We start from the raw sequence: 24010 nt of genomic DNA on the forward strand, positions 1-24010 counted from the left end.
AAGCAGTCATGATGTGGAATTCGATTCTCTTTGCCGTCATCGGCGCCTTGCTGTCCGGCGTGCCGCTGGCCTTGGTGCTGCGGCGGCAGAAGACGCGCATGCAGCGCATGGTGGACCTGGAGCAGGTCGAGGCGCTCAAACGCAACGTCGATCTGACGCTGCAAGAACAGCAACACAGCATCGAGATGCACCGGCAGGAACTGGAAGCACAGCGTCGCGAGAACGACCAGCGCCTGGAACACACGCGGCGCGATACCGAGAAAGTGGTCGCGCAACTGAGTTCGCAGAATTCGGAAAGCATCGCCCGCGTGCTGGAGAACTGCGACGCCTCGCAGGAAACCATCGGCAATCTGCTGGGGTTGATGCGCACCTTCGAGCGCTGGCACGACGACATGAATGTACTGATCACGCATAACCGCGAGATGCACCGCAAGAACGACGAGTTCGCGCTGATCGTCAACCAGGTCATCATTGTTGCCCTCAACGCCTCGATCGAAGCGGCGCGCGCCGGCACTCACGGCCGCGGTTTCGCCGTGGTGGCGTCGGAAGTGCGCGACCTGGCGCAGCGCGCCGAAAAGCTCTCCAAGAGCTATCGCGCCAACCTGTACCAGAACGACCTGATCACCACCACCACCTTCCAGGACTTGCAGGCCGGCGGCAAGATGATCGTCGGCGCCATCATCGGACTCGACCTGATCAACAAGAAAACCAAGGAAGCGCTCGCCGCCTGAGGATATCGCCATGCTCACCCAGTCCGCCAAAGACGGTTTCGACACGCTGCTGACGCAATCGCTGAAATCCAGCCTGGCGCCCTCGGGAACGCAGGCTTGTGTTTCGGTGGTGCCGGACAGGGCCGACATTCCCGAGAAGAAGATGGTGGTGCTGACCGTGTCATCCTATCTGTTCCGCCTGATGGTGATGTTCTATTTCACGCCGGATGCCGTGACGCGCGCGCATTTTGCACGGCTCAACAACATCGACGAAGCGGAGATGAGCGAACAGAGCTTCATGGACGCCATCGCCGAAAGCGGCAACCTGTGCTGCGGCATTCTCAACCGCGACCTCGGCAATTTTTTCCCGCATATCGGCATGTCGACGCCGAACGTGATCGACAGCAACTGCGCGGCCTACCTGCAAACACTCAATTGCCAGCATATCCGGCATTTTGCGGTCGACATCGAACAGTCGCCGCGCTTTCATGTGACGCTGTGCGTGTCGGCCTATGCGGATATCGATTTCACGGTTTCCGCCGACGAACTGGGCAGCGATACCGGCGAGCTGGAGTTGTTCTGATTCTTTTCCCTTTCATAAGATACTCATGGCACAAATTCTCGTAGTCGACGATTCAAGCACCGTTCGCACCGAAGTGGGCGATTTCCTCAAGAAGAACGGCCTCGACGTCACCCTGGCGGTGGACGGTCGCGACGGCCTGGCCAAGCTCAAGAGCGATCCGTCCATCAGGCTGGTGGTCTCCGACGTCAACATGCCCAATATGGACGGCCTCACCATGGCGGAAAAAATCCGCAGCGAACTCGGCAACGCCAGCGTCAACATCATCATGCTGACCACCGAGAATTCGCCGATCATGAAGGAGCGCGGCAAGGCCGCCGGCATCAAGGGCTGGATCGTCAAGCCGTTCAAGGGCGACGCCGTGCTGGCGACGTTCAAGAAGCTGGTCGGGGCCTGATCAGCCGTTGTCCGCAGATTCCGGCGCGCCGGCGGTGTACCTTTGCGAGAACTCATTTCATCAATAGGCGTGAGATGCGTTCTCTCCAGAAAGGGCGCTGGCCGCGTTGTGCTCCTTGCTCGTAGCACCGCTACGCGACGCGTCACGCACCTTGCACTCCATCCCAAACAGGGCAAGCTCGCACTCACGCCTATTGATGAAATGAGTTCTATACTCGAGGCTGGATATATCGATAAAGGCCATCCATGTCCCTGTATCAGTTCAGGCACACCGTCGGTCCCGTCACGCATCAGTTCCGCGACCTGAAAGACCTCATGGCCAGGGCCACGCCGCTGCGCTCCGGCGACCTGCTGGCCGGCGTCGCGGCCAACAGCGCCGAGCAGCGCGCAGTGGCGCAGATGGCGCTGGCCGAACTGCCGTTGCGGCTGTTCCTCAATGACGTGCTGGTCCCGTATGAAACCGACGAAGTCACGCGCCTGATCCTCGACGATCACGATAGCGGCGCATTTGCCGCCATCAGCCATCTGACGGTGGGCGACTTCCGCAACTGGCTGCTGGGCGACGAGGTCGACAGCGCCGTGCTGAGCGCCGTCGCGCCGGGCATTACGCCGGAGATGGCGGCGGCGGTCAGCAAGATCATGCGCAATCAGGACCTCATCCTGGTCGCAAAAAAATGCAGCGTCGTCACCGCCTTCCGCAATACCATCGGCTTGCCGGGACGCCTGTCCACCAGGCTGCAGCCGAACCATCCGACCGACGACGCCGTCGGCATCGCCGCCAGCCTGCTGGACGGCCTGCTGTACGGCAGCGGCGACGCCGTGTTCGGCATCAACCCCGCCACCGACAATGTGCCGCAGGTGATCGACCTGGTGTCCATGCTGGCCGAGATCATCGCGCGCTACGAGATCCCCGCGCAATCCTGCGTGCTGACCCACGTCACCAACACCATCGCCGCCATTGAGCGCGGCGCGCCGGTCGACCTGGTGTTCCAGTCGATCGCCGGCACCGAAGCCGCCAACCGCAGCTTCGGCATTGACCTGTCGTTGCTGGACGAAGCGCGCCAGGCGGCGCTGGCGCTGGGACGCGGCACGGTGGGCGAGAACCTCATGTATTTTGAAACCGGGCAGGGCAGCGCGCTGTCGGCCGGCGCCCACCACGGCATCGACCAGCAGACCTGCGAAGCGCGAGCCTACGCCGTCGCGCGCAAGTTCAAGCCGCTGCTGGTGAATACGGTGGTCGGCTTCATCGGTCCCGAATATCTTTACGACGGCAAGCAGATCATCCGCGCCGGGCTTGAGGATCATTTCTGCGCCAAGCTGCTCGGCCTGCCGATGGGGTGCGACGTCTGCTACACCAACCATGCGGAAGCCGACCAGAACGACATGGACAACCTGCTGACCTTGCTGGCCACGGCCGGCTGCAGTTATGTGATGGGCGTTCCCGGCGCCGACGACATCATGCTGAACTACCAGACCACGTCGTTTCACGACGCGCTCTATGTGCGCCGGCTGCTCGGCTTGAAGCCGGCGCCCGAGTTCGAGGCATGGCTGGAGCGCATGCAGATCCTCGGCGGCGGCTCGCAGTTCCGCCTGAACGAAAGCCTGCCGCCGGCCTTTCGCGACGCCTTGTTGCGTCTGTCATAGAAGCATCGGGAACATCATGGCGAAACGCGACGCTCCGGTCATCGACAATCCCTGGCAGACGCTGCGCCGTTTCACCGCGGCCCGGATCGCCCTCGGCCGTGCCGGCGTCAGCCAGCCGACCGCGCCGCAACTGGCTTTCCAACTGGCGCATGCGCAGGCGCGCGACGCCGTGCATCTGGCGCTGGACGCCGAGCTGCTGCGGCGGCAACTGATCGACGCCGGCATTGCGGGCGCGGAAGACTGCCGCGTACTGGACAGCGCCGCGCCCGATCGGCTGATCTATCTGCAGCGGCCCGACCTCGGGCGCCGGTTGAGTGACCTTTCTCGCGCAGTCTTGACAGATTCGGCGCCTGCGGGCGAGCCGATTGCCGACCTGGCTTTCGTCATTGCCGACGGCCTGTCGTCGCTGGCCATCGCCAGACATGCCGCGCCTTTTCTCGCCGCCGTGCAACAGCGGATTGCGCAACGACGCTGGCGGCAGGCCGCACCGACCATTGTGCGGCAGGGGCGTGTGGCAATCGGCGATGAAGTCGGCAGCCTCCTGGGGGCGAGGATGGTCGTGGTATTGATCGGCGAGCGGCCGGGACTGAGTTCGCCGGACAGCATGGGGCTATACCTCAGTTGGATGCCGCGCGTCGGCATGACGGATGCGGAACGCAACTGCATTTCCAACGTCAGGCCGGAGGGCCTGCGCTACGACGAAGCCGCCGGCAAGCTGGACTATCTGCTGGGCGAGGCATTCAGGCGGCAACTGACCGGCGTGGCGCTGAAGGACGAGAGCGGCGCCGATGCGGCAGCGCTGACGCAGCCGGCAAGAAATTTTCTCCTCGGGGGTGGATGAACAGGAGTGCATCATTAGCTATACTGCGACCACCGCCGTAGCCCAGGCAAAACGGTACGCCCCATCGGCGACGGCACCACAAAAAACGGGAGGAAAGATGTTAAATGTAGCGAATGCGGAAACGTTGTCCACCTACGTCAACAGCATCGTCAAATCGCAACGCGCAGACGGCATGGGCATGCCGTTTCGCGAAGTGCTTGCCAACGCGCAGAGTGCGGCGCCGGATGCCCAGGATCCGGCCGCTGCCGCGAATGCCGCAGCCGTGGCGGCATTGGGTGCCGCCTTGTCGCAGTTCGGCATCTCGACGCCGCCAGCCATCCGCGTCACCTCCGGCCCGAACGGCTACGAACTGAGCGGAGACAGCCGCAACGATAAATTCCAGGCCATGCTGAAGGCCGATCCTGCCGTGCAAAACATGCTTGGCGGCTTGATCAATCAGCAAGTCGCTGCGCGTAAAAGCGCGCTGGACAAGGTGGTCTCCGACTTCCAGGGGAAGTCGGGCAACGGCGGCCTGCAATCCTTCCTCGACGACTTCATGCGTTCGGAGAAGACCGACACCTACAGCCTGAGTTTCAACGGCGCCAAGATCGAGGTCGATGAATTGGGCGACAAGGGCTGGCAGCCGGTGAAGGACGCCGCGGATTTCACCAGGGATCTGATCGCTGCCTACACGCAATATCAGATTACCCACGGCGTCACCGTCGAAAAGCAGAAGGACAAGGACGACAGCGACGAGAGTCTGCATTTCAGGGCGAAGCTGGCGGACGCCATGACCAGGGATGACGGCGTCGCGGGTTGATGCCTGCCGGCGGCCTCGCCATACTTCCGCGACATCGATGAACATCGGCTCCTGCCGCCTGCGGCAGGAGCGGCCGCTTGTGCGTCGAACTTCCGGTACTTCATTTTTACACATTTAACTATCATGTATATGCACTGGACATTTCATAATCATGATACTAAGATGTGTAAATGACAAAGACATGCACATTGCAGATATTCATCGACGGACGCTGGCAAGATGCGGCGACCGTGGAGCTGACAGGCGGCGAGCAGCCGGGTGTGGAGGCGTCCACTTACCTGGCCTACCTGTCTTCCTATGCGCTTGAGTATTGGGAGCGCGCCGACGCCGCGGCATTGTCCGTGAATGTGCCGGTGGATCTGGCGGCCGATGCGCAGCCTGCCTGGCCGCCATTCCTGGTCGATCTGCTCCCGCAAGGCTACGGCCGCGGTGAGTTGCTCAAGCAGCTCGATCGCAGCGAAAACGCCGGCAGCGGCGCGGACTGGGATCTGCTGTGCGCCGGCGCCGGCAATCCGATCGGCAACCTGAGGGTGAAAGAAGCCCATGCATGGGCGGCCGCGCGAACGCCGGAACCGCGGATCGGTTTCACCATGGAGCAGGTGGCGAGCCGGGCAGGGGACTTCAACGAATACCTGGCCCAGAACGGACTGTTCCTGGCCGGCTCTTCCGGCGTCCAGGGCGAGTGGCCGAAGATTCTGCTGACGCAGGCCGACGACGATCTCTTTTATCTCGACCATACCTTGCCCGATGCATTGGCCAAGGCGCATTTCATCGTCAAATTCGGTCGTGGAACCGACGAGTCGATGGCCAGCATCCTTCGCCTGGAAGCGCCGTACATGGCGCTGGCGAAGAGCCTCGGCCTCAAGGTCTTCGGCGAGCTTACGTTGCGCCGGCGCGCCCTGTTCATTCCGCGCTTCGATCGCGAGATCGCCGACGGCAAGGTAGTGCGCCACGGCCAGGAAAGCGTCGCCTCGCTGTGCGGCCTCGGCGGATTCGGCAAGGTGCCGTCTCACAATACGGTATGCCGCCGGCTCAAGGAAGTCGCCGCCGACCCGGTTGCGGACGTCATCGAATACATCCGGCGCGACATCGCCAACGTGGCGCTCGGCAACAAGGACAACCACGCGCGCAACACCGCCATCCAGCGCAGGAGCGACGGCACGGTGTCGCTCACGCCGCTGTTCGACTTTGCGCCGATGTGGCTGCACCCGGAGGGAATCGCGCGGCGCATACGGTGGGAAGCCGACGACGACGGTTCGCCGGATTGGGCCAGCGTCATCCGGCAGGCATGCGAGAGCGCGGCAATCGACGAGCAGATCGTCCGTACTGCCGTGAAGCAAATGGCGGCGCCGATGGCGGCGCTGATCGGCAACGCGGCCGATCTCGGCATCGCCGGCGAATTCCTGCAGCCGCTGGAAAGAACCGTCGGCAACATCCGACAACAATTGGAGGACCTGTAATGGACCGGCGATTCAACCCCTTGAATCCGGCCGAAGAATTGCAGGCGCGCCGCCGGTTGTCGGAAGAACTGGTCGCCGATCCGGCGTTGCCGGTTCCTGCCGTGATCAGGAAAATCCGCACCACGCTGCGGCTGACCATCGCGGAATACGCCAGGTTGTGCGGCGTGTCGGCGCGGACCTTGCAGGACATCGAACGCGAGGTGTCTTCGCCGACGCTGGTCACGGCCGACAAACTGCTGAAGCCGATGGGCTTGACGGTGGGGGCAGTCCAGCGAAAGAAGAAGGCCTGATCTCCGCGAGACGAATGTTATTCGGCGCCTCCCTGGTTTGCCGCCAGATATTGACCGAACAACTGCTGCAAATAAGGCAGGGAGGCATAAGCCACCACCGCGACCCCGACCGCCGGCAGGGCCCAGCGCAGGAACCCGCGCGTCAGGCGGGTACCCCAGGACGGGGCTGCGGCGGCCAGGGCGCCGCCGGACAAACTCATGACGGCGACGTTGCGATTGCCGGCGGTGGCGAATTTCTGCTTGAATTGATCGGCTGCCGAACGCCTGTTGTTCAGCCATGCCGGGTCGCCCATGAGCCATGCCGCATTGATCAATCCGACAGGATAGGAACCCAGTTCAGTGGCATAGAAGGTGCCGACCACGTGCGCCAGTTCCGCGTGTACCTGCGATTCGGTATATTTGATGTCGCGACCGTGAGGTCCCTGGGCCGGATTGTGATAAGCGGTTCCGGCCGCCAGCCCTTGCAGATGCGCTTCCAGCGGGGCCAGCGGGGCCGGGCCGCCCGGCCCGAGCGGATAATTTCCCGTGTTGGAATAGTGCCCGATCAAGGCTGTTTTGGCTTGCGCCTTGATGATGACTTTTGCCGCGGCTTTCACGTCGGCGCCGATCCCTCCGTTGGCAAGGAAGTGCTCGATGCGTCCGGTCAGGACGATCGCCGTCGCCTTGTCTGTCACCGGCGCGGCGAAATTGGCCGTGTAGCCGTTGCCATCGATGGCCGCATTGATGGCCAGATCAGCCGTCAGCGCTCCCCGGATTGCCTCCACGGCTTGCCAATAGCGGGCGTTGTCCGAGTTCAGCGTGGAGGTGCTGCCGTCGCCGGCATAGTTGCCCAGTACGTCGGCGGGCGCCACTTCGACGATATAACCGACCGGCGAATAGTACTGGTTTTGGCCGGGATTGTAGTGGGTGACGCTGTTGCCGGCGCCGCCTGCCAGCCATCGGTTCAGGTCGATCGGCCGGTTGTTCCAGGAGGCGGGGTCGTTGCCGCCGAAGGTATTCGTGTCCAGCGGCGACGCATGGGTCAGGCGCAGCACCTCATTGTCCATGTCGCCGGGATTCTGGATACTTTTCAAATAGCGGGCGAGTTGGACCGGCTGGCGTCCCGGCATGGATGTCGCGGCAAACCGTTGCGCATGGTTTGACGTTTTGCGCTGCGCGGCCGAGGCCGCTTTCGTCCCCATCAGATCCGCTTCCTCCTCCAGCGTCGCATCGTCATTGACTGCCGCACCTTTCATCTGCATCGTCGGCCTCACCCGTCCCTGGGCCTGCTGCACCACATGCCAGGCTTCATGCGGCAAATGCTGTTCCTGGCCAGGCGCCACATGGATGTCGCTGCCTTGCGCATACGCATGTGCATTGAGCTGGGCGGGTTCGGACGAGTTGTAGTGGACCTTGACGTGATCCATGCTCATGCCCGACAGGTTTTCGATGCCTGATTTGAGATGATCCGGCAGGCCGGTATGGTTGGCCTTGCTCTTCTCCTGTTGCGCGAGTTGCACTGGTGCGGTTGCGGCAAACCGTCCCTGGACGGGTTCTTCATCTTCCGCCGGTTGCTCTTTCGCTTGCAAGGGGGCGCCGTCTTCCGTCGCGCCATGCCGCATTGCTTGCGAACTGCCGCCCGCCGCTTCCTGCAACATGCGCTGGATTGCCGCCGCCGGCCGGTTATCGACGAAGGCGTTTTTGCCCGTCGCTTTCAAGGCGAATGCGGGAGAGCGCGCTGCGGCTCGCTGCGTGCGTTCCGTACCTGCTTGTAGCCGAGACTTCATGGTTTTTTCTCCCGCGCTGAGTTAGCCCTTCGCGTTACCCGCACTTGCGGCGTGCAAAGACAAAACAATTCCGGTTTTCGCCATTGATCAGGGACGCGCCTTGAATGGCCGAGTCAATGTAACACCATAATTTAAAACTAATGGGTATGTTGTTTTGTCGGGGGAGTGAATGAAATCTAGATTTTTGTGATGTAAAAATACTCAAAGGAACGAATGTCTTATGATAAAGTTCCGCTGCAAAATCAAAAAAATCATGAGTGAGGAAGGCGCGTCCGAAAATAGAAACTCAAAAAACGCGCAAAGAGAAATAACAAGAAACATCCGTAGTAGCCGCTGAATCGTCTCACAAAAAGAATAGTTTCATCGCGAAAGGTGTCGGGGAACATGATCAACGCCGCAGTAAGCCATCTATCCATCCAGCTCAACCAGTTCCTCAAGCAGACCTATGCGCTGACGGAAGACATCGTGACGATGTCCGGGCTGGTGGACGCCGAAGGACATGCCGCGCCCAACACCAACAACAAGCTGGTGGTGTTCCTGACCAACCTGGAAAAAGATACGGTGCCTTACCGCCAGCAAAACCCGGGCGAGGCCGGGGCCCTGCGCGCAGTCGTCAGCAGCGCGCCGCTCTATCTCAATCTCTATGTGATGATCGCCGCCAATTTCAACGGCGCCAATTATTCCGAAGCGTTGAAACTCATCTCGGGCGCGATCGCCTATTTCCAGCGCTTTCCGGTGTTCGACCATCAGGTCTCGCCGGGACTGGATCCGCGCATTGAAAAGCTGGTGCTGGATATCGAGAATCTGAAAATACATGAACTGAGCAATATCTGGACGCTGTTGGGCGGCAAATATCTGCCCTCGGTGTTGTACAAGGTGCGGATGGTGGCATTCGACACGGACGACATCGTGGCGCGTGTGCCGAACGTACGCTTGCCTGCATCGGCAGCCAATCACTGAAGCCTGATCAAGAGTTCCGCCTGTCGCCATCGGAGTGCGTCATGTCTGTCTATTCGCCGTTGTTCAGCATCGATGTCGAGCACGCCTTTTGGGGGCGGCAGCCGACGGCGTTTTCATGCGTGCCGACGCCGCAGACGGCTGACTGGATGCGCCGCCGCGACGTGCTGGTGAGGCCGCAGCGCAATGGCCTGGCGGTGTTTTGCGACGCTTCGCGGCGCAGCATGTTGCTTGACGATTGCACGCCGGGGGCGGTGCTGCTGGCGTTCAAGTGGTTCGCGCAGGACCCGCTGTTTTCGCAGTACACGTTGCCGCTTGTTCCGGATCCGGAGAGCCTGCTGTACTTGCGCAGCGGCGCCAGCGTCGCGGACGATGCCGGCCGACGTCGCCTGCATGCCGGCCAGGCGGTCGACGCCGGACTGATGCAGTCGATGACGGCGCCGTTGCTGGCGCGCCATCTCGATCGTCGCGATGTCTTGCGCAAGCCGGTGCTGGTGGCGGAAGTCGATCTTGCCGATCATGTCGCCGGACAGACCGCAACCGGCGGCAAGGCGGACGCGGATGCCGTGGGCAGTGTCGATTACTACGCGCGCTTTGCCGTGCGCAAGAGCGTCTGGAAGTATTACTTCATCAGCGGTACGGATGCCGACGCGCTCAAGCTGGCGGTCGTCGACCTCGATGAAGCAGTGCGCTTCGTCGCCGCGGAACCCGAGCTATTGCCGGGCAACCGGCGTGCGCTGGTGTTCATGAGCGATGGTGAAATCGAGATGCAGCAACAATATCCGCAGCGATTCCAGTTGCGGGAGCAGGGCGGAATGGGCGAGCGCGTATTGATCCGGCGCTTGCCCAATGCCGACGTGAGCAAGGTAACGCAGGAAATGGTAGGCAGCAGGGCAGCGTTGGTTTCAGAGATCTATATCAATTGAACAATAACTGAGGGTGAAATTATGGCGCAATACAAAACACCGGGTGTTTATGTCGTCGAGAAAAACGCCTTTCCGAACTCTGTCGTAGAAGTCGCGACGGCAGTGCCTGCCTTTATCGGCTATACGGAATTTTCCGACAACAAAGGAACTTCGCTGGCCGGCAAAGCCTGGCGCATCACCTCCATGGCGGAATTCAATTCCTACTATGGCGGCCCGCCGAAGAGCAAGTTCTCGATCAATCCGCTGGCGGCGCCGGAGGCGAACGCACCCGCCGTCGCAGGGGATTTCTCGATCACCGACAGCGCCACCAAACAACGCGTGGAGTATGAGCTCAAGATCGACGGCACGCCTTACATCCTTTACAACAGCATGCTGTTGTTCTTCCAGAATGGCGGCGGCCCGTGCTACATCGTTTCGGTCGGCCACTATGGCGACGATCTCGACGCCGACAAGATCTCCGCCGGCATCGATACGCTGCTCAAGGAGCAGGAACCTACCATGGTGCTGGTCCCCGATGCGGTGCATCTGTCGGCGCAGGATTGCACCACCGTGCAGACCAATGCGCTGATGCATTGCGGCTTCAAGATGCGCAATCGCGTCGCCTTGCTGGACGTCTACAACGGCTACAAGGATCGCCAGGATCCGGCGGGGGATTGCGTCGGCGCTTTCCGCGAGTCGATCGGCACCAACTTCCTCGATTTCGGCACGGCCTACTACCCTTGGGTCAATACCTCGATCGTCAAAGAGAAGGACATCGATTTCACCGCGATCACCAACCTCGACGTGCTGACCGACCTGCTGAAAAAAGAGCTGTCGCCCATCATCGACGCCAAGGATCCGACGCCGGCGGCCAAGGTCAAGATCGACCAGCTCAATGCATCGCTGACGGCCATTACCACGGACTGGAGCAAGTCCAAGGATCCGGCCACCGACATGCTGACGCTGAACAAAACGCTGCTGGCTGTCAGCGGCCTGTATCCGAAGATCATCCTGGCGATCCAGAAGAAGCTCAACCTGCTGCCGCCCGCCGCCGGCATGGCCGGTTTGTACACCATGGTGGACAACACGCGCGGCGTGTGGAAGGCCCCGGCCAACATCAGCATGAACGGCGTGGTGTCGCCGACCGTGGCGATTTCCAACGACGAGCAGGAAGATCTCAACGTCACCACCCAGGGCAAGTCGATCAACGCGATCCGCGCCTTCATCGGCGAAGGCGTGCTGGTGTGGGGCGCCCGCACGCTTGACGGCAACAGTCTCGACTGGCGTTACATCAGCGTGCGCCGCACCATGATCATGATCGAGGAATCGCTCAAGCAAGCCTGCAAGGCCTATGTGTTCGAACCCAATACGGCCAACACCTGGGTCACGATCAAGAGCATGGTGCGCAACTTCCTGACCAGCGTCTGGAAGCGCGGCGGACTGGCCGGCGCCAGTCCCGACGACGCCTTCAGCGTATTCGTCGGCCTCGGCGAAACCATGACTGCCGACGATATCCTGGAAGGCCTGCTGAAGGTGTCGGTGCTGGTCGCCGTCAGCCGTCCGGCCGAATTCATCGAAATCACGTTCCAGCAGCAAATGCAGAAGTCCTGATGCCGGCAGCATCGCCCGATGGCTTTTTTAACATTTCATTATTAGACGAGGTTTGTGATGGCAGATGACGGATCAAAACAATCAACCACGCTGTGGCCGCTCCCGAAATTCTATTTCCAGGTGAAGTGGGATTCGCAGGTCATGTCCTTCCAAGAAGTCAGCGGTCTCGACGTGCAATCGGAAGAAATCAAATACCGCCACGGCGACAGCCCGGAATTCTCGGTCATCAAGATGCCGGGCATGAAGAAGGTCGGCAACATCACCATGAAGAAGGGCATCTTCAAATCCGATAACAAGTTCTGGGACTGGTTCAACCAGATCAAGATGAACACCATCAAGCGCGTGCCGGTGACCATCAGCCTGCTCGACGAAGCCGGCAAGCCAACCATGGTATGGACGCTGGCCAATGCCTGGCCGACCAAGATCACCGGCACCGACCTCAAGGCGGAAGGCAACGAAGTCGCCATCGAGACTATCGAGATAGTCCACGAAGGGCTGACCATCGCCAACGGCTAAGGTCCGCTCCGGCGCGACTGCGGCATTTTCGTGAGTTAAGCGGATGGTTTCTTTGTTTTCGGATGTGTATCCGCCTTCGGCCTTTTATTTCAAGGTGGCGTTCGCCGCCACCCTGGGCCTGACCGACACCTCTTTCCAGGAGGTGTCGGGCATTTCGGCCGAAGTCGATACCGAAACCGTCGTCGAGGGCGGCGAGAATCGCTACGTCCATACCTTGCCCAAAGGCGTGAAACATCCTTTCCTCGAACTCAAGCGCGGCATTGCGCCGCTGACGTCGCCGTTGGTGATCTGGTGCCGCTCGGTATTCGAGATGGACTTCATCACGCCGGTGGTGGCGCAACCGATCGTCGTGCAATTGCTGGACGAATCGAAACTGCCGATCCGGGTGTGGTCGTTCGCCAATGCATTCCCGGTGAAGTGGGAAGTGGAAAATTTCAATTCGACCAAGAACGAAGTGGCAATCGAGAAGATTGTCTTGAGTTATACCTATTCGAACAGGTTGATATAGCAATCATGTCCATAGAAATCAGACAACTGAGCATCAAGTCCAATGTGATGCAACGGGCCGGCGGCGAGGGCGGCGACAGCGGCGGCGAGGGCAAGTCATCCGGCGGCAAGCCGCTCATCGGCAGCGCCTGCGCCGGGACGAAGCTCGACGAAGATACCCGCAACGAACTCCTGGCCGAATGCCGCGCCATGATGCTGGATATGCTGAGCCGGTCGCGGGAGCGCTAGATGGCCATCAGCACCGGACTCAAGAAAAAGCTCAGCATCGCCGCCTGCAATGTCGGCAGCGACGGCACCATCAGCGTCGACGGCAGCAAATCGGCGTTTGAAGTGATGATCAATCCGGCCAGTTACAAGCGCCAGCTCAGCATCGACTACAACAAGAAAAAGACGCTGGGCCAATCCAGTTCGGCCTCCAAGTTCAGCGCCATCTGTCCCGAGACCCTGAGCATGGACAATCTCGTGCTGGACGGCACCGGCGTGGTCGAACTGATCGGCATGACCAGCGTAACCACCAAGGTCAATGCCTTGCTGGCGGTGATCTACAACTACAACGGCCAGAAACACGAACCGAATTACGTGCGGCTGTTATGGGGCACCTTCATCTTTTTCGGCCGGGTGGAATCGATTTCCATCGATTACACCATGTTCAAGCCCAGCGGGGAGCCGCTGCGGGCCAAGGTGGCGCTCGGCTTCACCGGCTGGATGAGCAATGAGGAAGGCAGCCTGCGCGCCAACCAGAGCTCGCCCGACCTGAGCCATCTGGTGGAAGTGGCGATGGGAGATACCTTGCCGCTGCTGTGCAATCGCATCTATAACGATCCGTCCTATTACCGCGAAGTGGCCCGCATCAACAACCTCACCAATTTCCGCAATCTCGAACCGGGCCTGATACTGCGGTTCCCGCCTCTGGTCTGACGTCATGGCAGATTCTCCCCAACTCAACGCCAGCGGCGTGCTGAAGCTGAGCATCACCAGCGAAGGCACGCCCATTGCGAACACCATCGGCGTCATTTCGGTCGAGATCAGCAAGGCGGTCAACCGCATCCCGACCGCCAGGATCAGCATCCTCGACGGCGACATGCCCGACGACGACTTCCCGGTCAGCGACATGGACGTGTTCGCGCCGGGCAAGCAGATCGTCATCAACGCCGGTTACGGCAGCCAGACGAAGCCGATTTTCCAGGGCGTGGTGGTGCGGCACGGCATCAAGATCACCGGCAGCAACGAGGCGCGGCTGCAGATCGAATGCAAGCACAAGGCGGTATCGCTGACCATCGGCAGGAAGAACGCCAACTACGTCAACCTGAAGGACAGCGACATCATCAGCCAGTTGGTGTCGCCGTGCGGGGTCAGCGCCGATGTCACCGCCACCACCACGCAGCACAAGGAGATCGTGCAGTATTACAGCAGCGATTGGGATTTCATCGTGGCGCGCGCCGAAGCCAACGGCTTCCTGGTGGTGCCGGACGACAGCAGCATCATCGTCAAGGCGCCGCAGACCAGCGTCGCCGCGGTGCTGAAAGTGACTTACGGCACCGACCTGATGTCGTTCCAGGCCGATATCGATGCCCGCACGCAATTGCAGAGCGTGATGGGCGCCGCCTGGGATCCGGCTACGCAGGCGGTGGTGCAGCAGACCGCCAGTCCGGCGGCGCTCTACACCCAGGGCAACCTCGAAGCGGCAGCCCTGGCCAAGGTCGCCGGGCCGGCGTCGTTCCGTCTGCAGACCACGGTGCCGCTCGAAACCGACGATATCAAGGCCTGGGCGTCGGCGCGCCAGATGAAAGCCGCGCTGGCCAAGATTCGCGGCAAGATGAAATTCCAGGGTAGCGCGCTGGCCAAGCCCGGCGCCATGATCGAGCTGGCCGGAGTGGGCAAGCGCTTCAGCGGCAGCGTCTTTGTCAGCGCCGTCAATCACGAGATCACCAACGGCAACTGGATCACCGAAGTCGAGTTCGGCATGGCGCCGGAGTGGTTCACCGAGGAGCATGGCGGCGGCGACGCGCCGGCATCGGGCCTGCTGCCCGGCGTCGCCGGCTTGCAGATCGGCGTGGTCAAAAAGCTCGATGCCGATCCCGAAGGGCAATACAAGATCCAGGTCGCGATTTCGGTGTTGCAGGCCGCAACCGAAGGGGTGTGGGCGCGCCTGGCGAGTTTCTACGGCTCGTCCGGCGTCGGCGCGTTTTTCATTCCGGAGATCGGCGACGAGGTGGTGATCGGCTATTTCAACAACGATCCGTCGCATCCGGTCGTGCTGGGCAGCCTGTACAGCAGCCAGCGCAAAATGCCGTACGAGCTGACCGCCGATAATTACACCAAGGCCTTGTGGACCAAGGGCTTGCTCAAGGTGGTGTTCGACGACGACAAGAAAGTCATCACCATCGTCACGCCGCAGAACAACACCATCGTGCTCAGCGACGACGCCAAGTCGATCTGCCTGACCGACCAGAACAGCAACAAGATTGAAATGAACACCAGCGGCATCCTGCTCGACAGCCCCAAGGACATCGTCATCAACGCCAAGGGCAAGGTCGCCATCTCGGCGGTGGCCAACATCGAGAGCACGGCCAAGGCCGACATCAAGAACCAGGCGCTCAATATCAACAACACCGCCAACGTCGGCTTCGTGGCCAAGGGCTCCGCCACCGCCGAGCTGTCCGCCAGCGGCCAGACCACGGTCAAGGGCGCGATGGTGATGATCAATTGACGCGCTTTTCGATAGTCATCGTTTTCAGGAGTATTCCATGCCGTTAGCAGCCAGAATTACCGACATGCACGTCTGCCCGATGCAGACGCCGGCATTTCCGGCGCCGATCCCGCACGTCGGCGGGCCGATCATCGGGCCCGGCGTGCCGACCGTCCTCGTCGGCAAGTTGCCGGCCTCCGTGGTGACCGACAATTGCGTCTGCGTCGGCCCGCCCGATTCGATCGTGATGGGGTCGACCACCGTCATGATCGGCGGCAAGCCGGCCGCCAGGATGGGCGATCCCTGCGCCCACGGCGGCAAGATCGCGATCGGTTGTCCGACCGTCATGATCGGCGGATAAGGAGCCCGCCGTGAGCCTCAAGAAATCCTTCCTCGGCACCGGCTGGAGTTTCCCGCCGCACTTCGGCAACAGCGCCGCGCGCGGCAGCGTGGCCATGGTCGATGAAGAACGGGACATCCACGAGAGCCTGTTCATCATCCTCTCGACCACGCCGGGCGAACGCATCATGCAGCCCAGCTTCGGCTGCGGGCTCAAGGCCCACGTCTTCAACGAGGTCAACGAAAGCGTGGTGACCGAGATCCGCGACGCCATCGAGCGCGCGATCCTTTTTTTCGAGCCGCGCATTTCGGTCGACGCCATCGTGATGGACGAGTCCGGCATCGTCGAAGGGCGGCTGGACATACGCATCGACTACACCGTGCGCGGCACCAATACGCGCAGCAACATGGTGTATCCGTTTTACTTCCTGGAGGGCACCAATGTGCCCGGCAAGTAAACGCGGCGCCGGCGCGCCGTATTTGCTGCACTTACCGCGACTGACGATGCGCCGATGAACAATCTCATCATCAGGGATGGAACCAGCCAGGCGATGCGCGCTTTGCCCGCATTGCAGGACGGCTATTTCGATCTCGACGAGATGTCGTTCCAGGATTTGCTGGCGATGGTCACGGAGTTTGCCGCGCTGGTGCGCTTTTACAATGCGCGGAACGAGCCCGACGGCGACTGGACGCCGTTCTTCCATGCCGACGAAACCGTGGTGATGAGCCGCATCCTGGCGCTCGACCTGGCCGGCGCGACGGCACGCTTCGACGATTGGTGGCGCAGCACGCCGGAACAGGTCGGCATTGGCGCCGGCAGCCGCGGCCAGGCGCGCGGATGGGATTTGCACGCCTTGCCGGTGGCGGCGCTGGCGCGCACCATCAACGACTGGTATGTGGCGCTGCTGGACGCGCAGAGCGAGAGCGCGCTGTCGTTGCGGCTGCTGATCGAAAGCGTGATTGCGCAGTTGCGCGCCGACAAGTCGGGATTGCTGGCGCTGTTGCAACAGCAGGGCGGCCATTTGCTGCTTGATCCGGTATGGACGGCAGAGACGGCTGCGGGGGCTGCGGCGTCAGCGCAGACCCCGCAGCCGCAGCTCAGCAAGGCCGTGGTGCGCACCGATTTCCACGCCTTCATCAAGGCCATCGAAATGATCCGCAAGGAAGCGACGGCGCGCCTGCCGGCATCGCTGCTCAGCCAGCAACACGATCCCGCGACCGGCATGCTGATCGCTTTCGTGCAGCAGTTCCAGAAGCTCAAGGGCAAGCTGAACCGTTTCACCCGCAACTATCTCGATTTCTACTACGACAAGATGCTGGGCAGCGTGCCGTTGCCGGCAGTGGCCGACCGCACCTGGCTGGTGTTCCGCAAGAATCCCGCCACGCGCGACGTTCTGGTGCCGGCGCAGACCGAATTCCTGGCCGGGCTGGATGCCGACAGCCGCGACATCGTCTACGTGTCAGACAACGACCTGGTCGTCAGCGATGCCCGCGTCGGCGCATTGCAGACGCTCTATTTCGACCATAACCGTTACAGCGCCCCGGAAAACCTGCTCGGCGCCGATGGAACGCCGCTGTCGGCGCCGCCGGCCGGCGCGCGCACCTGGCCTACCGGCGCCTGGTTCAATCCGCTGCCGCTCAATGCAGACGGCAGCGCCGGCACGCGCGCCTATCCCATCCTCGGCGCTCCCAAGAACAGCCGCCAGGCGATCACCTGGAGCGACGCCCGCATCGGCTTTGCATTGGCCAGCAAGGTCTTGCTGCTCAAGGAAGGTTTGCGCAAGATCAGCGTCACGGTATTGTTCGACGACGACTTGCTGGAGCGCCGGCTCGACCGGCTGGCGGTGGCGATGCAGGATGCGGAGCCGGGCGACGCCGAGTCGGATGCACTGGAGGCGATCCGCCGCCAGGATATTTTCCTGAAGGTGTTCCGCCGCCTGTTCCACATCGGCATCACCGGCGAACACGGCTGGCTGGCGGTGCCGGACTACCTGCCGGCCTACGACGGCCATGCGCTTACCCTGAGTTTCGAGCTGCCGCCGCAGGCGCCGTCGGTGGTGGCCTACAACGCCGCGCTGCATGAGGGGCAATTCGCCGTGACGACGCCCATGATCCGGTTTGAAATCAATCCCGGCGCCTACCTGTATCCCTACGGCTTGCTGCGCGATCTTCGGATCACCGGCGCGCACATCGAAGTCGACGTCAGCGGTTGCCGCGACCTGGTATTGCACAACAACATCGGCCAGCTCAGCGCGGCGGCGCCGTTCGCGCCGTTCGGGCCGCTGCCCAAGCTGGGCAGTTACCTGGTGGTCGGCAGCACCGAGATGGCCGGCAAGCGCATTTCGGCGTTCAGCGTGGAGGTGGAATGGGCCGACCTGCCCAAGGTCAATGGCGGCTTCGCCACCTATTACCAGGGCTATGACGTCAACATCGCCAACGATGATTTCCTGGCGACCGCTGCGGTACTGGGAAAGGGCGCATGGATGCCGGCCGGCGAACAGGAGCGGCCGACGGTGCAGTTGTTCCGCACCGAGCTGCGGCCGGGACGCGGCGAACGCATCAACAGCCGCATCGTCTGGAACTGCAACAGCATCACTCACTTGTTCGAGCCCGACGACGGCGTCTCGCTGAGCAAGCCGTTGACCTACGGCCCCGGGGCCAAGAACGGTTTCTTCAAATTTACGCTGGCGGCGCCGGTGTTTGCGTTCGGCCACGAGCAATATCCGCATGTGTTGTCGTCGACGCTGGTGAACAATGCCCGCATGAAGCGCCTGCGCCGCCAGCGGCCGGTGCCGAATGCGCCCTACACGCCGCAGGTCAATGCGATCTCGGTCGGTTACCGCGCCGCCAGCACGGTACGCATCGATCGCATCGACAGCAGCGTCGGTGAAAGCGCCGACCAGTTCATCCACCTGTATCCAAGCGGCTGGGAAACGCTGGGCGTGGCCAGTTATCCGACGGCGGCGCTGTTGCCGCGTTTCGACTTCGCCGGCAACCTCTACATCGGCATCGATGCGCTTGCGCTGGGCGGCATGCTGACCCTGTTTTTCCAGTTGCGCGAAGATTCCCTGCCGCTGCCGGCGATCGACGAGGCATCGCGCCAGTCCGGCGGCGTCGACGCCGGGCTGCACTGGTTTTATCTGGCCGGCAATGAATGGAAGGCGCTGGCCGGAAGCCGCGTCATCTCCGACGGCACGCAGAACTTCATGACCTCCGGCATCGTCACGCTGTCGCTGCCGTCCGATATCAGCAATGCCAACAGCGTCATGCCGGGCGGCAGTTACTGGCTGCGCGTGAGCGCCGACCGCGACCTGGAAAAATATTGCAGCCTCTACGACGTCCACGCCCAGGCGGTGCAAGTGCAGCGCGGCCGCGATGTCTCGCCGCAGGTGCCGGTGGTGCTGCCGGCGGCCAGCATCAGCAGAAGCAAAAAACCTTTGCCCGGCATTACCGGGATCGTGCAGCCGATTGCGTCCGGCGGCGGCCGTGCGGCGGAGACCCGCGCGCAATTGCGCACGCGCGTCAGCGAACGCCTGCGGCACAAGAACCGGGCGATTTCGGCGGCCGATTATGAAGCCTTGATCCTGCAATATTTCCCGGAAGTCTACAAAGTCAAATGCTTCGCCAACCTGGCCACCGATCGCGGACCGGACGATTGCATCCGCCCCGGCCATGCGCTGGTGGTGCCGCTGCCGTACTGGCCGGCAGTCAGGCATCAGGACCAGATGCCGATGCTCAACGGCAACCTGATGCAGGAAATCCGCCAGTTCCTGCAAGAGCTGGCGTCGCCGTGGAGCCGCATTTCCGTGGAAAACCCGGTCTATGAGCAAATCCAGGTGCGCTGCACGGTGCGGTTCTCGGGCGGCCTCGGCAACGGTTATTACATCAACCTGCTCAACCGGGCGATTTCGGATTTCCTGACGCCGTGGCAGAGCGGGCGCGGCTACCGCACCCATTTCGGCTGGCGCATCCGCCAGCACGACATCGAAGCCTTCATCGGCGAGTTGCCGTATGTGGAAAGCATTTCGGGCTTCTCGATGCTGCGCATCGCGTCTCCCGATGCGCTCACTTTCGCACTGTTCGATACGGCCGCCGGGGCCGGCGGCCAGGGCAACGCCGACATCACGCCGCTGTGCCCCTGGAGCATCGCCATCCCGGCTTCGCGGCATGCCATCGATGCGGTCGACGACATGCTGCCGCGCAATCCGACCCGCACGGCGCTCAGCCGCCTTGAAATCGGTTCAACCTTCATTATTTCGGAAGAAAAAAATGACCAGCAAATCAATGGCGCGGCGTAATCGCGACACCCTCAAGCGCAAGTTCAACGATGGCGAAATGCCGTCGGCGTCGGCCTTCGCCGAGCTGATCGATTCGATGCTCAATATCGTCGATGAAGGCTTCGACAAGACCGCCGCGGACGGCCTCAAGGTATCGCAACTGAACCAGGGCAAGCTGCTGAGCTTTTACCAGAACATCGATATCAAGAGTCCGATCTGGTCGATCCAGTTGGACGGTCCGGAAGGCGGACTGGCGTTCGGCAATGCCGTCAACGCCAGCGCGCTGACCTTGCGCCAGTTGCAGGTCGAGCATGACGGCGAGGTGCGCGCAGGCGATTTCGAACTCGACATGGCCGGCCGCATCGTCGCCGACGGCCGGCGCGGGCGCGCCGGGCGCCTGAGCGTGCCGGCCGACGGCAAATGGCACGACATCACCGATACGCTCAAGGGCTGCAACGCGTTTGAAATCACCGCCGGCGTCGGCAAGCCCGGCACCGGCAAGTATGCGCTGATGCACGCGTTCGCCATGATGGCCTTCAACGGCAGGAGCGAGATCGATTACCGGCAGGCGCATTTCGGCAGCAAATGCAATCGCCTGCAACTGCAATGGGCGCCCGATCCCGAGGGCGCGCGCCATGCCTACATCCTGCAGATGCGGGTCGGCTGTTCCTACGACACCGGCCGTAATGCCAAGGACCGCACCTGGGTCTCCTATTACCTGACCAACCTGTGGTTCGACCCCTTGATGGAAGAATGCGCGCTCGATCCCGAACCGAAGGTGAAGTCATGAGCCGGATAGCCGGGCGCGAGCGCGATGCGCAGCATGCCGACACGCTGCAACTGGTCCTGACGGCGGAGCAGGGGAACCTGGTGATTACCGCGCTGGCGGAATGCGCGTTCAAGCTCGTCTATGAACTGATCGGCAAGCTCAATCGCCAGGCCAACGCCGCCATGCAGGCAGGCGATACCTACGCCTGCCTGGTCGGGGCGGCCGAACTGAAGCTGATCCTCGAGGCCCTGGGCAAGCTGCCTTACCAGCAGGTCCACGCGCTGGTGCATGAATTGCAGCGCCAACTGCAGCAACAGTTGGATGGCGCCGCCCGCATGGGCAAAACCGGAAAAACAGGCCGCAAGGCGGGGAAGCGATAAACGATGAAGACGCCCGAACACATCGAAAAGACCGTCCCGGACCGGGACGGCCTCGATTTCGATGCCTTGAGAAAGGCGGGCATTGCCATGCTGCAGGAACTGTGCGGCGAAAAATGGACCGACTACAACCTGCATGACCCGGGCGTGACCATCCTGGAGCAACTCTGCTACGGGATCACCGATCTGGCCTACCGTTCCGAGTTTGCACCCGAGGATTACCTGGCCGGACCGTTCGGCAAGATCGATTTCACGCGCCATGCCTTGCACCAGGCCGACGATATCCTGCCGAGCCAGGTACTGACGGCGGATGACTACCGCAAGATCATCTACGACCGCATCCCGGAAATCGAAGACGTCTGGCTCACCCGCGACGATGCCGCGGCCTGCGCGGGGCTGTACCGGATCGCGCTGAAGATCCGCGAAAGCATCCAGGATGAACTCAGGCCGGACGAACAGGCGCAGCTCGAGTGGCGCGTGACGCAACAGGTGATCGAGGTCTGCAATGCGCATCGCAACCTCGGCGAAGACCTCGCCGAAGTCGCGATCATCGGTTCCCAGCCGGTGTTCCTGTGCGGCGATGTCCAGATCCACAGTCTGCGCGATCCGGCATCGATCTTTGCCGATATCTTCTTCCGTTGTTCGCAACAGATCATCTCGGGTTTCCGGGTCGAACGCTATCTCGATGCGCGCGACGACGGCGCCACGCTGGAGCAGATGTTCAGCGGCCCGTTCACGGTGCACGGCCGCATCGCCGCCACCGGCGCCGACCGTCCCGGCGCGGCGACTCCCATCGCCCGGCTGATTGCGCTGGTGCAGGCGGTCGAGGGCGTCACCCATGTGCAGCGGCTGGCGCTGTGCGACGAAAACGGCCAGCCGGTGCAGGGCGAGAGCGCCGACGGCAAGGTGTTGCGGCTGCGCTTCCCGGACAAGCCGCAAAGCACTTTCCTGCGCCTGCATTTCGCCAGCGGCGCCGTCGGCCATTACGACAGGCCGCCGGCAGGGCAAAGCGCCGCCGACGCCGCCGACGTTCATTTGCAGGAAGACAAGGCGCAGGTGGTGCTGGACGATGCGCGCGTGGCCTTGCGCAAGACGCGCTTCGAGTTCGACACCGTGCGCAATACCGTGCAGTCGCTGGAGCAGATCGTGCCGGCGCCGGAGGGCGTGCAGCGGCCGCTGCGCGACTACTATTCGATCCAGCATCAGTTTCCGGCGATCTACGGCATCAACCGTTTCGGGGTGCCGTTGTCGGCGCCGCTGAGGAACAAGGTCAGCGCCAGCCAGCTCAAGGCGTACCTGTTCCTGGCCGAGCAGTTGATGGCCAATTACCTGGAAAACCTGCAGGAGATCCCGCAGGTGTTTTCGCTCGACGACGTGCACCAGACCTATTTTTCGCAAGTGCTGGACGACCAGGCGCTGCCGCATATCGAGAGCCTGTATGTGGATGCGCCGCCGCGGATCGCTTCCATGCTGGCGCACATCGTCGCCCGCCGGGACAAATCGGAAGACCGTCGCAGCCGGCTCATCGACGTATTGCTGGCGATGTACGGCGAAGAGTTTTCGCAAAAGTCGCTGCGCCGTTTCAACTATTACGAAGACCGCCATTCGGCGCGCTGGCTGGTCGACAACAAACTGGCCTTCCTGCGGCATATCGCCAGCCTGAGCCGCGACCGTGCGACGGCGTTCGATTACACCAAAGGCAGCCGCCGCGACGACGGCAGCGCCAACCTGGCCGGCATCCACGCCAAGATTGCGATCCTGCTCGACTTGCGGGCGCCGCCGGGCGGCCCGGCGCTCAGCCAGGAACTGCTGACATACCGGTTGCGCCTGAGCGCCGCCGCCGAACTGTCGGCGGACGACTATGCCGGCGCGGCGCGCCATCTCGGCAAGCTGGCGGCGGAAGCAGAGGAGGCCGGCACAAAAGATGCGGAAGCTGCCGAAGGCGACGAAACGCACGTGCGCCATGCGCCGGGCGGCGCCATCCTGCCGGCGTCCTTGCTGACCCAGGGCGTGCGCCTGGAAAACTATATCCTTGAGCAGCACGGCGAGACGATCCACGTGCATTTCCAGACCCACGACGCACGTCTGGGCATCGTCAGGCTGGGCAACTATCCCGAGCTGGCCGAAGCCGACCGCCATGTGCAACAACTGCGCGGCTTTATCTGCCGCTTGAATATCGCTTCGGAAGGGTTTTATCTGGTCGAGCATGTGCTGTTGCGACCGCGCGAGGTGGAGGAGGACGCCGCTGCGGCCGGGTCGAGCAACGGCGAATTCTATTCCAACCGCATCAGCGTGGTGTTTCCCGGCTGGTCGGCGCGTTTCAGCGATCCCGATTTCAGGAACCTGGCGCAAGAGACCGTCTGCCGCAACCTGCCGGCACATCTGTATCCGGAATTCCACTGGCTCGATTTCGTCTCCATGCGCGACTTCGAGCAGCGCCAGCGCCTGTGGCTGGACAAATTGCGCCATCACGCCGAGGCTGCCGATGCCGAGCGCCTCAACGAGGCTGCCGCCAGCGTGGTGCGATTCCTGCAACGCCAGCGCGGCGCGGCCAACCGCACTTACTGGGTGTGACGA

The 24010-nt window shown here is 62.1% G+C and carries 23 protein-coding genes; 22 read left to right on the forward strand and 1 reads right to left on the reverse strand.

The window, feature by feature from the left end:
* The first annotated feature begins 11 nt into the window (after positions 1–11).
* From RV1423_RS02865 to RV1423_RS02905, 8 genes are all read left to right on the forward strand, one after another.
* A complete protein-coding gene (locus RV1423_RS02865; protein WP_034293142.1) occupies positions 12–731 on the forward strand; it encodes a methyl-accepting chemotaxis protein in 720 nt (239 codons plus the stop codon).
* A 10-nt stretch (positions 732–741) separates the two neighbouring features.
* The gene (locus RV1423_RS02870; RefSeq protein WP_034292890.1) at positions 742–1293 is read left to right on the forward strand and encodes a hypothetical protein; all 552 of its coding nucleotides are present in this window, start codon (positions 742–744) and stop codon (positions 1291–1293) included.
* A 25-nt stretch (positions 1294–1318) separates the two neighbouring features.
* Positions 1319–1687: a response regulator gene (locus RV1423_RS02875; protein WP_034292892.1), complete on the forward strand. Its 369-nt coding sequence runs from the start codon at positions 1319–1321 to the stop codon at positions 1685–1687.
* A 245-nt stretch (positions 1688–1932) separates the two neighbouring features.
* Positions 1933–3330: an ethanolamine ammonia-lyase subunit EutB gene (locus RV1423_RS02885; RefSeq protein ID WP_034292894.1), complete on the forward strand. Its 1398-nt coding sequence runs from the start codon at positions 1933–1935 to the stop codon at positions 3328–3330.
* Positions 3331–3346: 16 nt separating this feature from the next.
* Positions 3347–4171: an ethanolamine ammonia-lyase subunit EutC gene (gene eutC, locus RV1423_RS02890; protein ID WP_034292896.1), complete on the forward strand. Its 825-nt coding sequence runs from the start codon at positions 3347–3349 to the stop codon at positions 4169–4171.
* Positions 4172–4268: 97 nt separating this feature from the next.
* Positions 4269–4970: a hypothetical protein gene (locus tag RV1423_RS02895; protein ID WP_034292898.1), complete on the forward strand. Its 702-nt coding sequence runs from the start codon at positions 4269–4271 to the stop codon at positions 4968–4970.
* Between the two features lie 170 nt (positions 4971–5140).
* Positions 5141–6430, forward strand: coding sequence for a type II toxin-antitoxin system HipA family toxin (locus RV1423_RS02900; RefSeq protein ID WP_034292900.1), 1290 nt, complete (start codon positions 5141–5143; stop codon positions 6428–6430).
* Positions 6430–6720: a helix-turn-helix transcriptional regulator gene (locus tag RV1423_RS02905; RefSeq protein WP_034292902.1), complete on the forward strand. Its 291-nt coding sequence runs from the start codon at positions 6430–6432 to the stop codon at positions 6718–6720. The genes RV1423_RS02900 and RV1423_RS02905 overlap by 1 nt, the downstream gene beginning before the upstream one ends.
* A 17-nt stretch (positions 6721–6737) precedes the next feature.
* Here RV1423_RS02905 and RV1423_RS28900 read toward each other — a convergent pair whose 3' ends face one another.
* Complete coding sequence (locus RV1423_RS28900) at positions 6738–8486, reverse strand: DUF4157 domain-containing protein (RefSeq protein WP_081768657.1); 1749 nt, start codon at positions 8484–8486, stop codon at positions 6738–6740.
* Between the two features lie 384 nt (positions 8487–8870).
* Between RV1423_RS28900 and RV1423_RS02915 the strand changes: the two genes are divergently transcribed.
* Genes RV1423_RS02915 through RV1423_RS02980 form a run of 14 tightly spaced genes read left to right on the forward strand, consistent with a single transcriptional unit; the run spans position 8871 to position 24007 of the window.
* Positions 8871–9446 (forward strand): DUF4255 domain-containing protein, encoded by a 576-nt coding sequence (locus tag RV1423_RS02915; RefSeq protein ID WP_034292904.1) that lies wholly within the window; start codon positions 8871–8873, stop codon positions 9444–9446.
* Between the two features lie 41 nt (positions 9447–9487).
* Positions 9488–10369, forward strand: a complete 882-nt coding sequence (locus RV1423_RS02920; protein ID WP_034292906.1) for a hypothetical protein — start codon at positions 9488–9490, stop codon at positions 10367–10369.
* 21 nt (positions 10370–10390) lie between these two features.
* Positions 10391–11959, forward strand: a complete 1569-nt coding sequence (locus RV1423_RS02925) for a phage tail sheath C-terminal domain-containing protein (RefSeq protein ID WP_034292908.1) — start codon at positions 10391–10393, stop codon at positions 11957–11959.
* A gap of 57 nt (positions 11960–12016) precedes the next feature.
* The gene (locus tag RV1423_RS02930) at positions 12017–12475 is read left to right on the forward strand and encodes a phage tail protein (protein WP_034292910.1); all 459 of its coding nucleotides are present in this window, start codon (positions 12017–12019) and stop codon (positions 12473–12475) included.
* 43 nt (positions 12476–12518) lie between these two features.
* A complete protein-coding gene (locus RV1423_RS02935; RefSeq protein WP_034292911.1) occupies positions 12519–12983 on the forward strand; it encodes a phage tail protein in 465 nt (154 codons plus the stop codon).
* A gap of 5 nt (positions 12984–12988) precedes the next feature.
* Positions 12989–13210, forward strand: coding sequence for a DUF5908 family protein (locus RV1423_RS02940; RefSeq protein ID WP_034292913.1), 222 nt, complete (start codon positions 12989–12991; stop codon positions 13208–13210).
* Positions 13211–13900 (forward strand): hypothetical protein, encoded by a 690-nt coding sequence (locus RV1423_RS02945; protein ID WP_034292915.1) that lies wholly within the window; start codon positions 13211–13213, stop codon positions 13898–13900.
* Between the two features lie 4 nt (positions 13901–13904).
* On the forward strand, positions 13905–15692 hold the full coding sequence (vgrG, locus tag RV1423_RS02950; RefSeq protein ID WP_034292917.1) for a type VI secretion system tip protein VgrG: 1788 nt from the start codon (positions 13905–13907) through the stop codon (positions 15690–15692).
* Between the two features lie 37 nt (positions 15693–15729).
* Positions 15730–16032, forward strand: coding sequence for a PAAR domain-containing protein (locus tag RV1423_RS02955; RefSeq protein WP_034292919.1), 303 nt, complete (start codon positions 15730–15732; stop codon positions 16030–16032).
* 10 nt (positions 16033–16042) lie between these two features.
* A complete protein-coding gene (locus RV1423_RS02960; RefSeq protein ID WP_034292921.1) occupies positions 16043–16468 on the forward strand; it encodes a GPW/gp25 family protein in 426 nt (141 codons plus the stop codon).
* Between the two features lie 54 nt (positions 16469–16522).
* Complete coding sequence (locus RV1423_RS02965; RefSeq protein ID WP_051516437.1) at positions 16523–20308, forward strand: baseplate J/gp47 family protein; 3786 nt, start codon at positions 16523–16525, stop codon at positions 20306–20308.
* The gene (locus tag RV1423_RS02970; protein WP_155835006.1) at positions 20280–21077 is read left to right on the forward strand and encodes a hypothetical protein; all 798 of its coding nucleotides are present in this window, start codon (positions 20280–20282) and stop codon (positions 21075–21077) included. Before RV1423_RS02965 ends, RV1423_RS02970 begins: the two co-directional genes overlap by 29 nt.
* The gene (locus RV1423_RS30320) at positions 21074–21436 is read left to right on the forward strand and encodes a hypothetical protein (protein ID WP_034292927.1); all 363 of its coding nucleotides are present in this window, start codon (positions 21074–21076) and stop codon (positions 21434–21436) included. Before RV1423_RS02970 ends, RV1423_RS30320 begins: the two co-directional genes overlap by 4 nt.
* A gap of 3 nt (positions 21437–21439) precedes the next feature.
* Positions 21440–24007 carry a hypothetical protein gene (locus RV1423_RS02980; protein WP_034292929.1) on the forward strand — a complete coding sequence of 856 codons (2568 nt, stop codon included), beginning with the start codon at positions 21440–21442 and terminating at the stop codon, positions 24005–24007.
* Positions 24008–24010 lie beyond the last annotated feature (3 nt).

The sequence above is a fragment of the Herbaspirillum sp. RV1423 genome (assembly GCF_000577615.1).
Classification (GTDB): Bacteria; Pseudomonadota; Gammaproteobacteria; order Burkholderiales; family Burkholderiaceae_D; genus Herbaspirillum.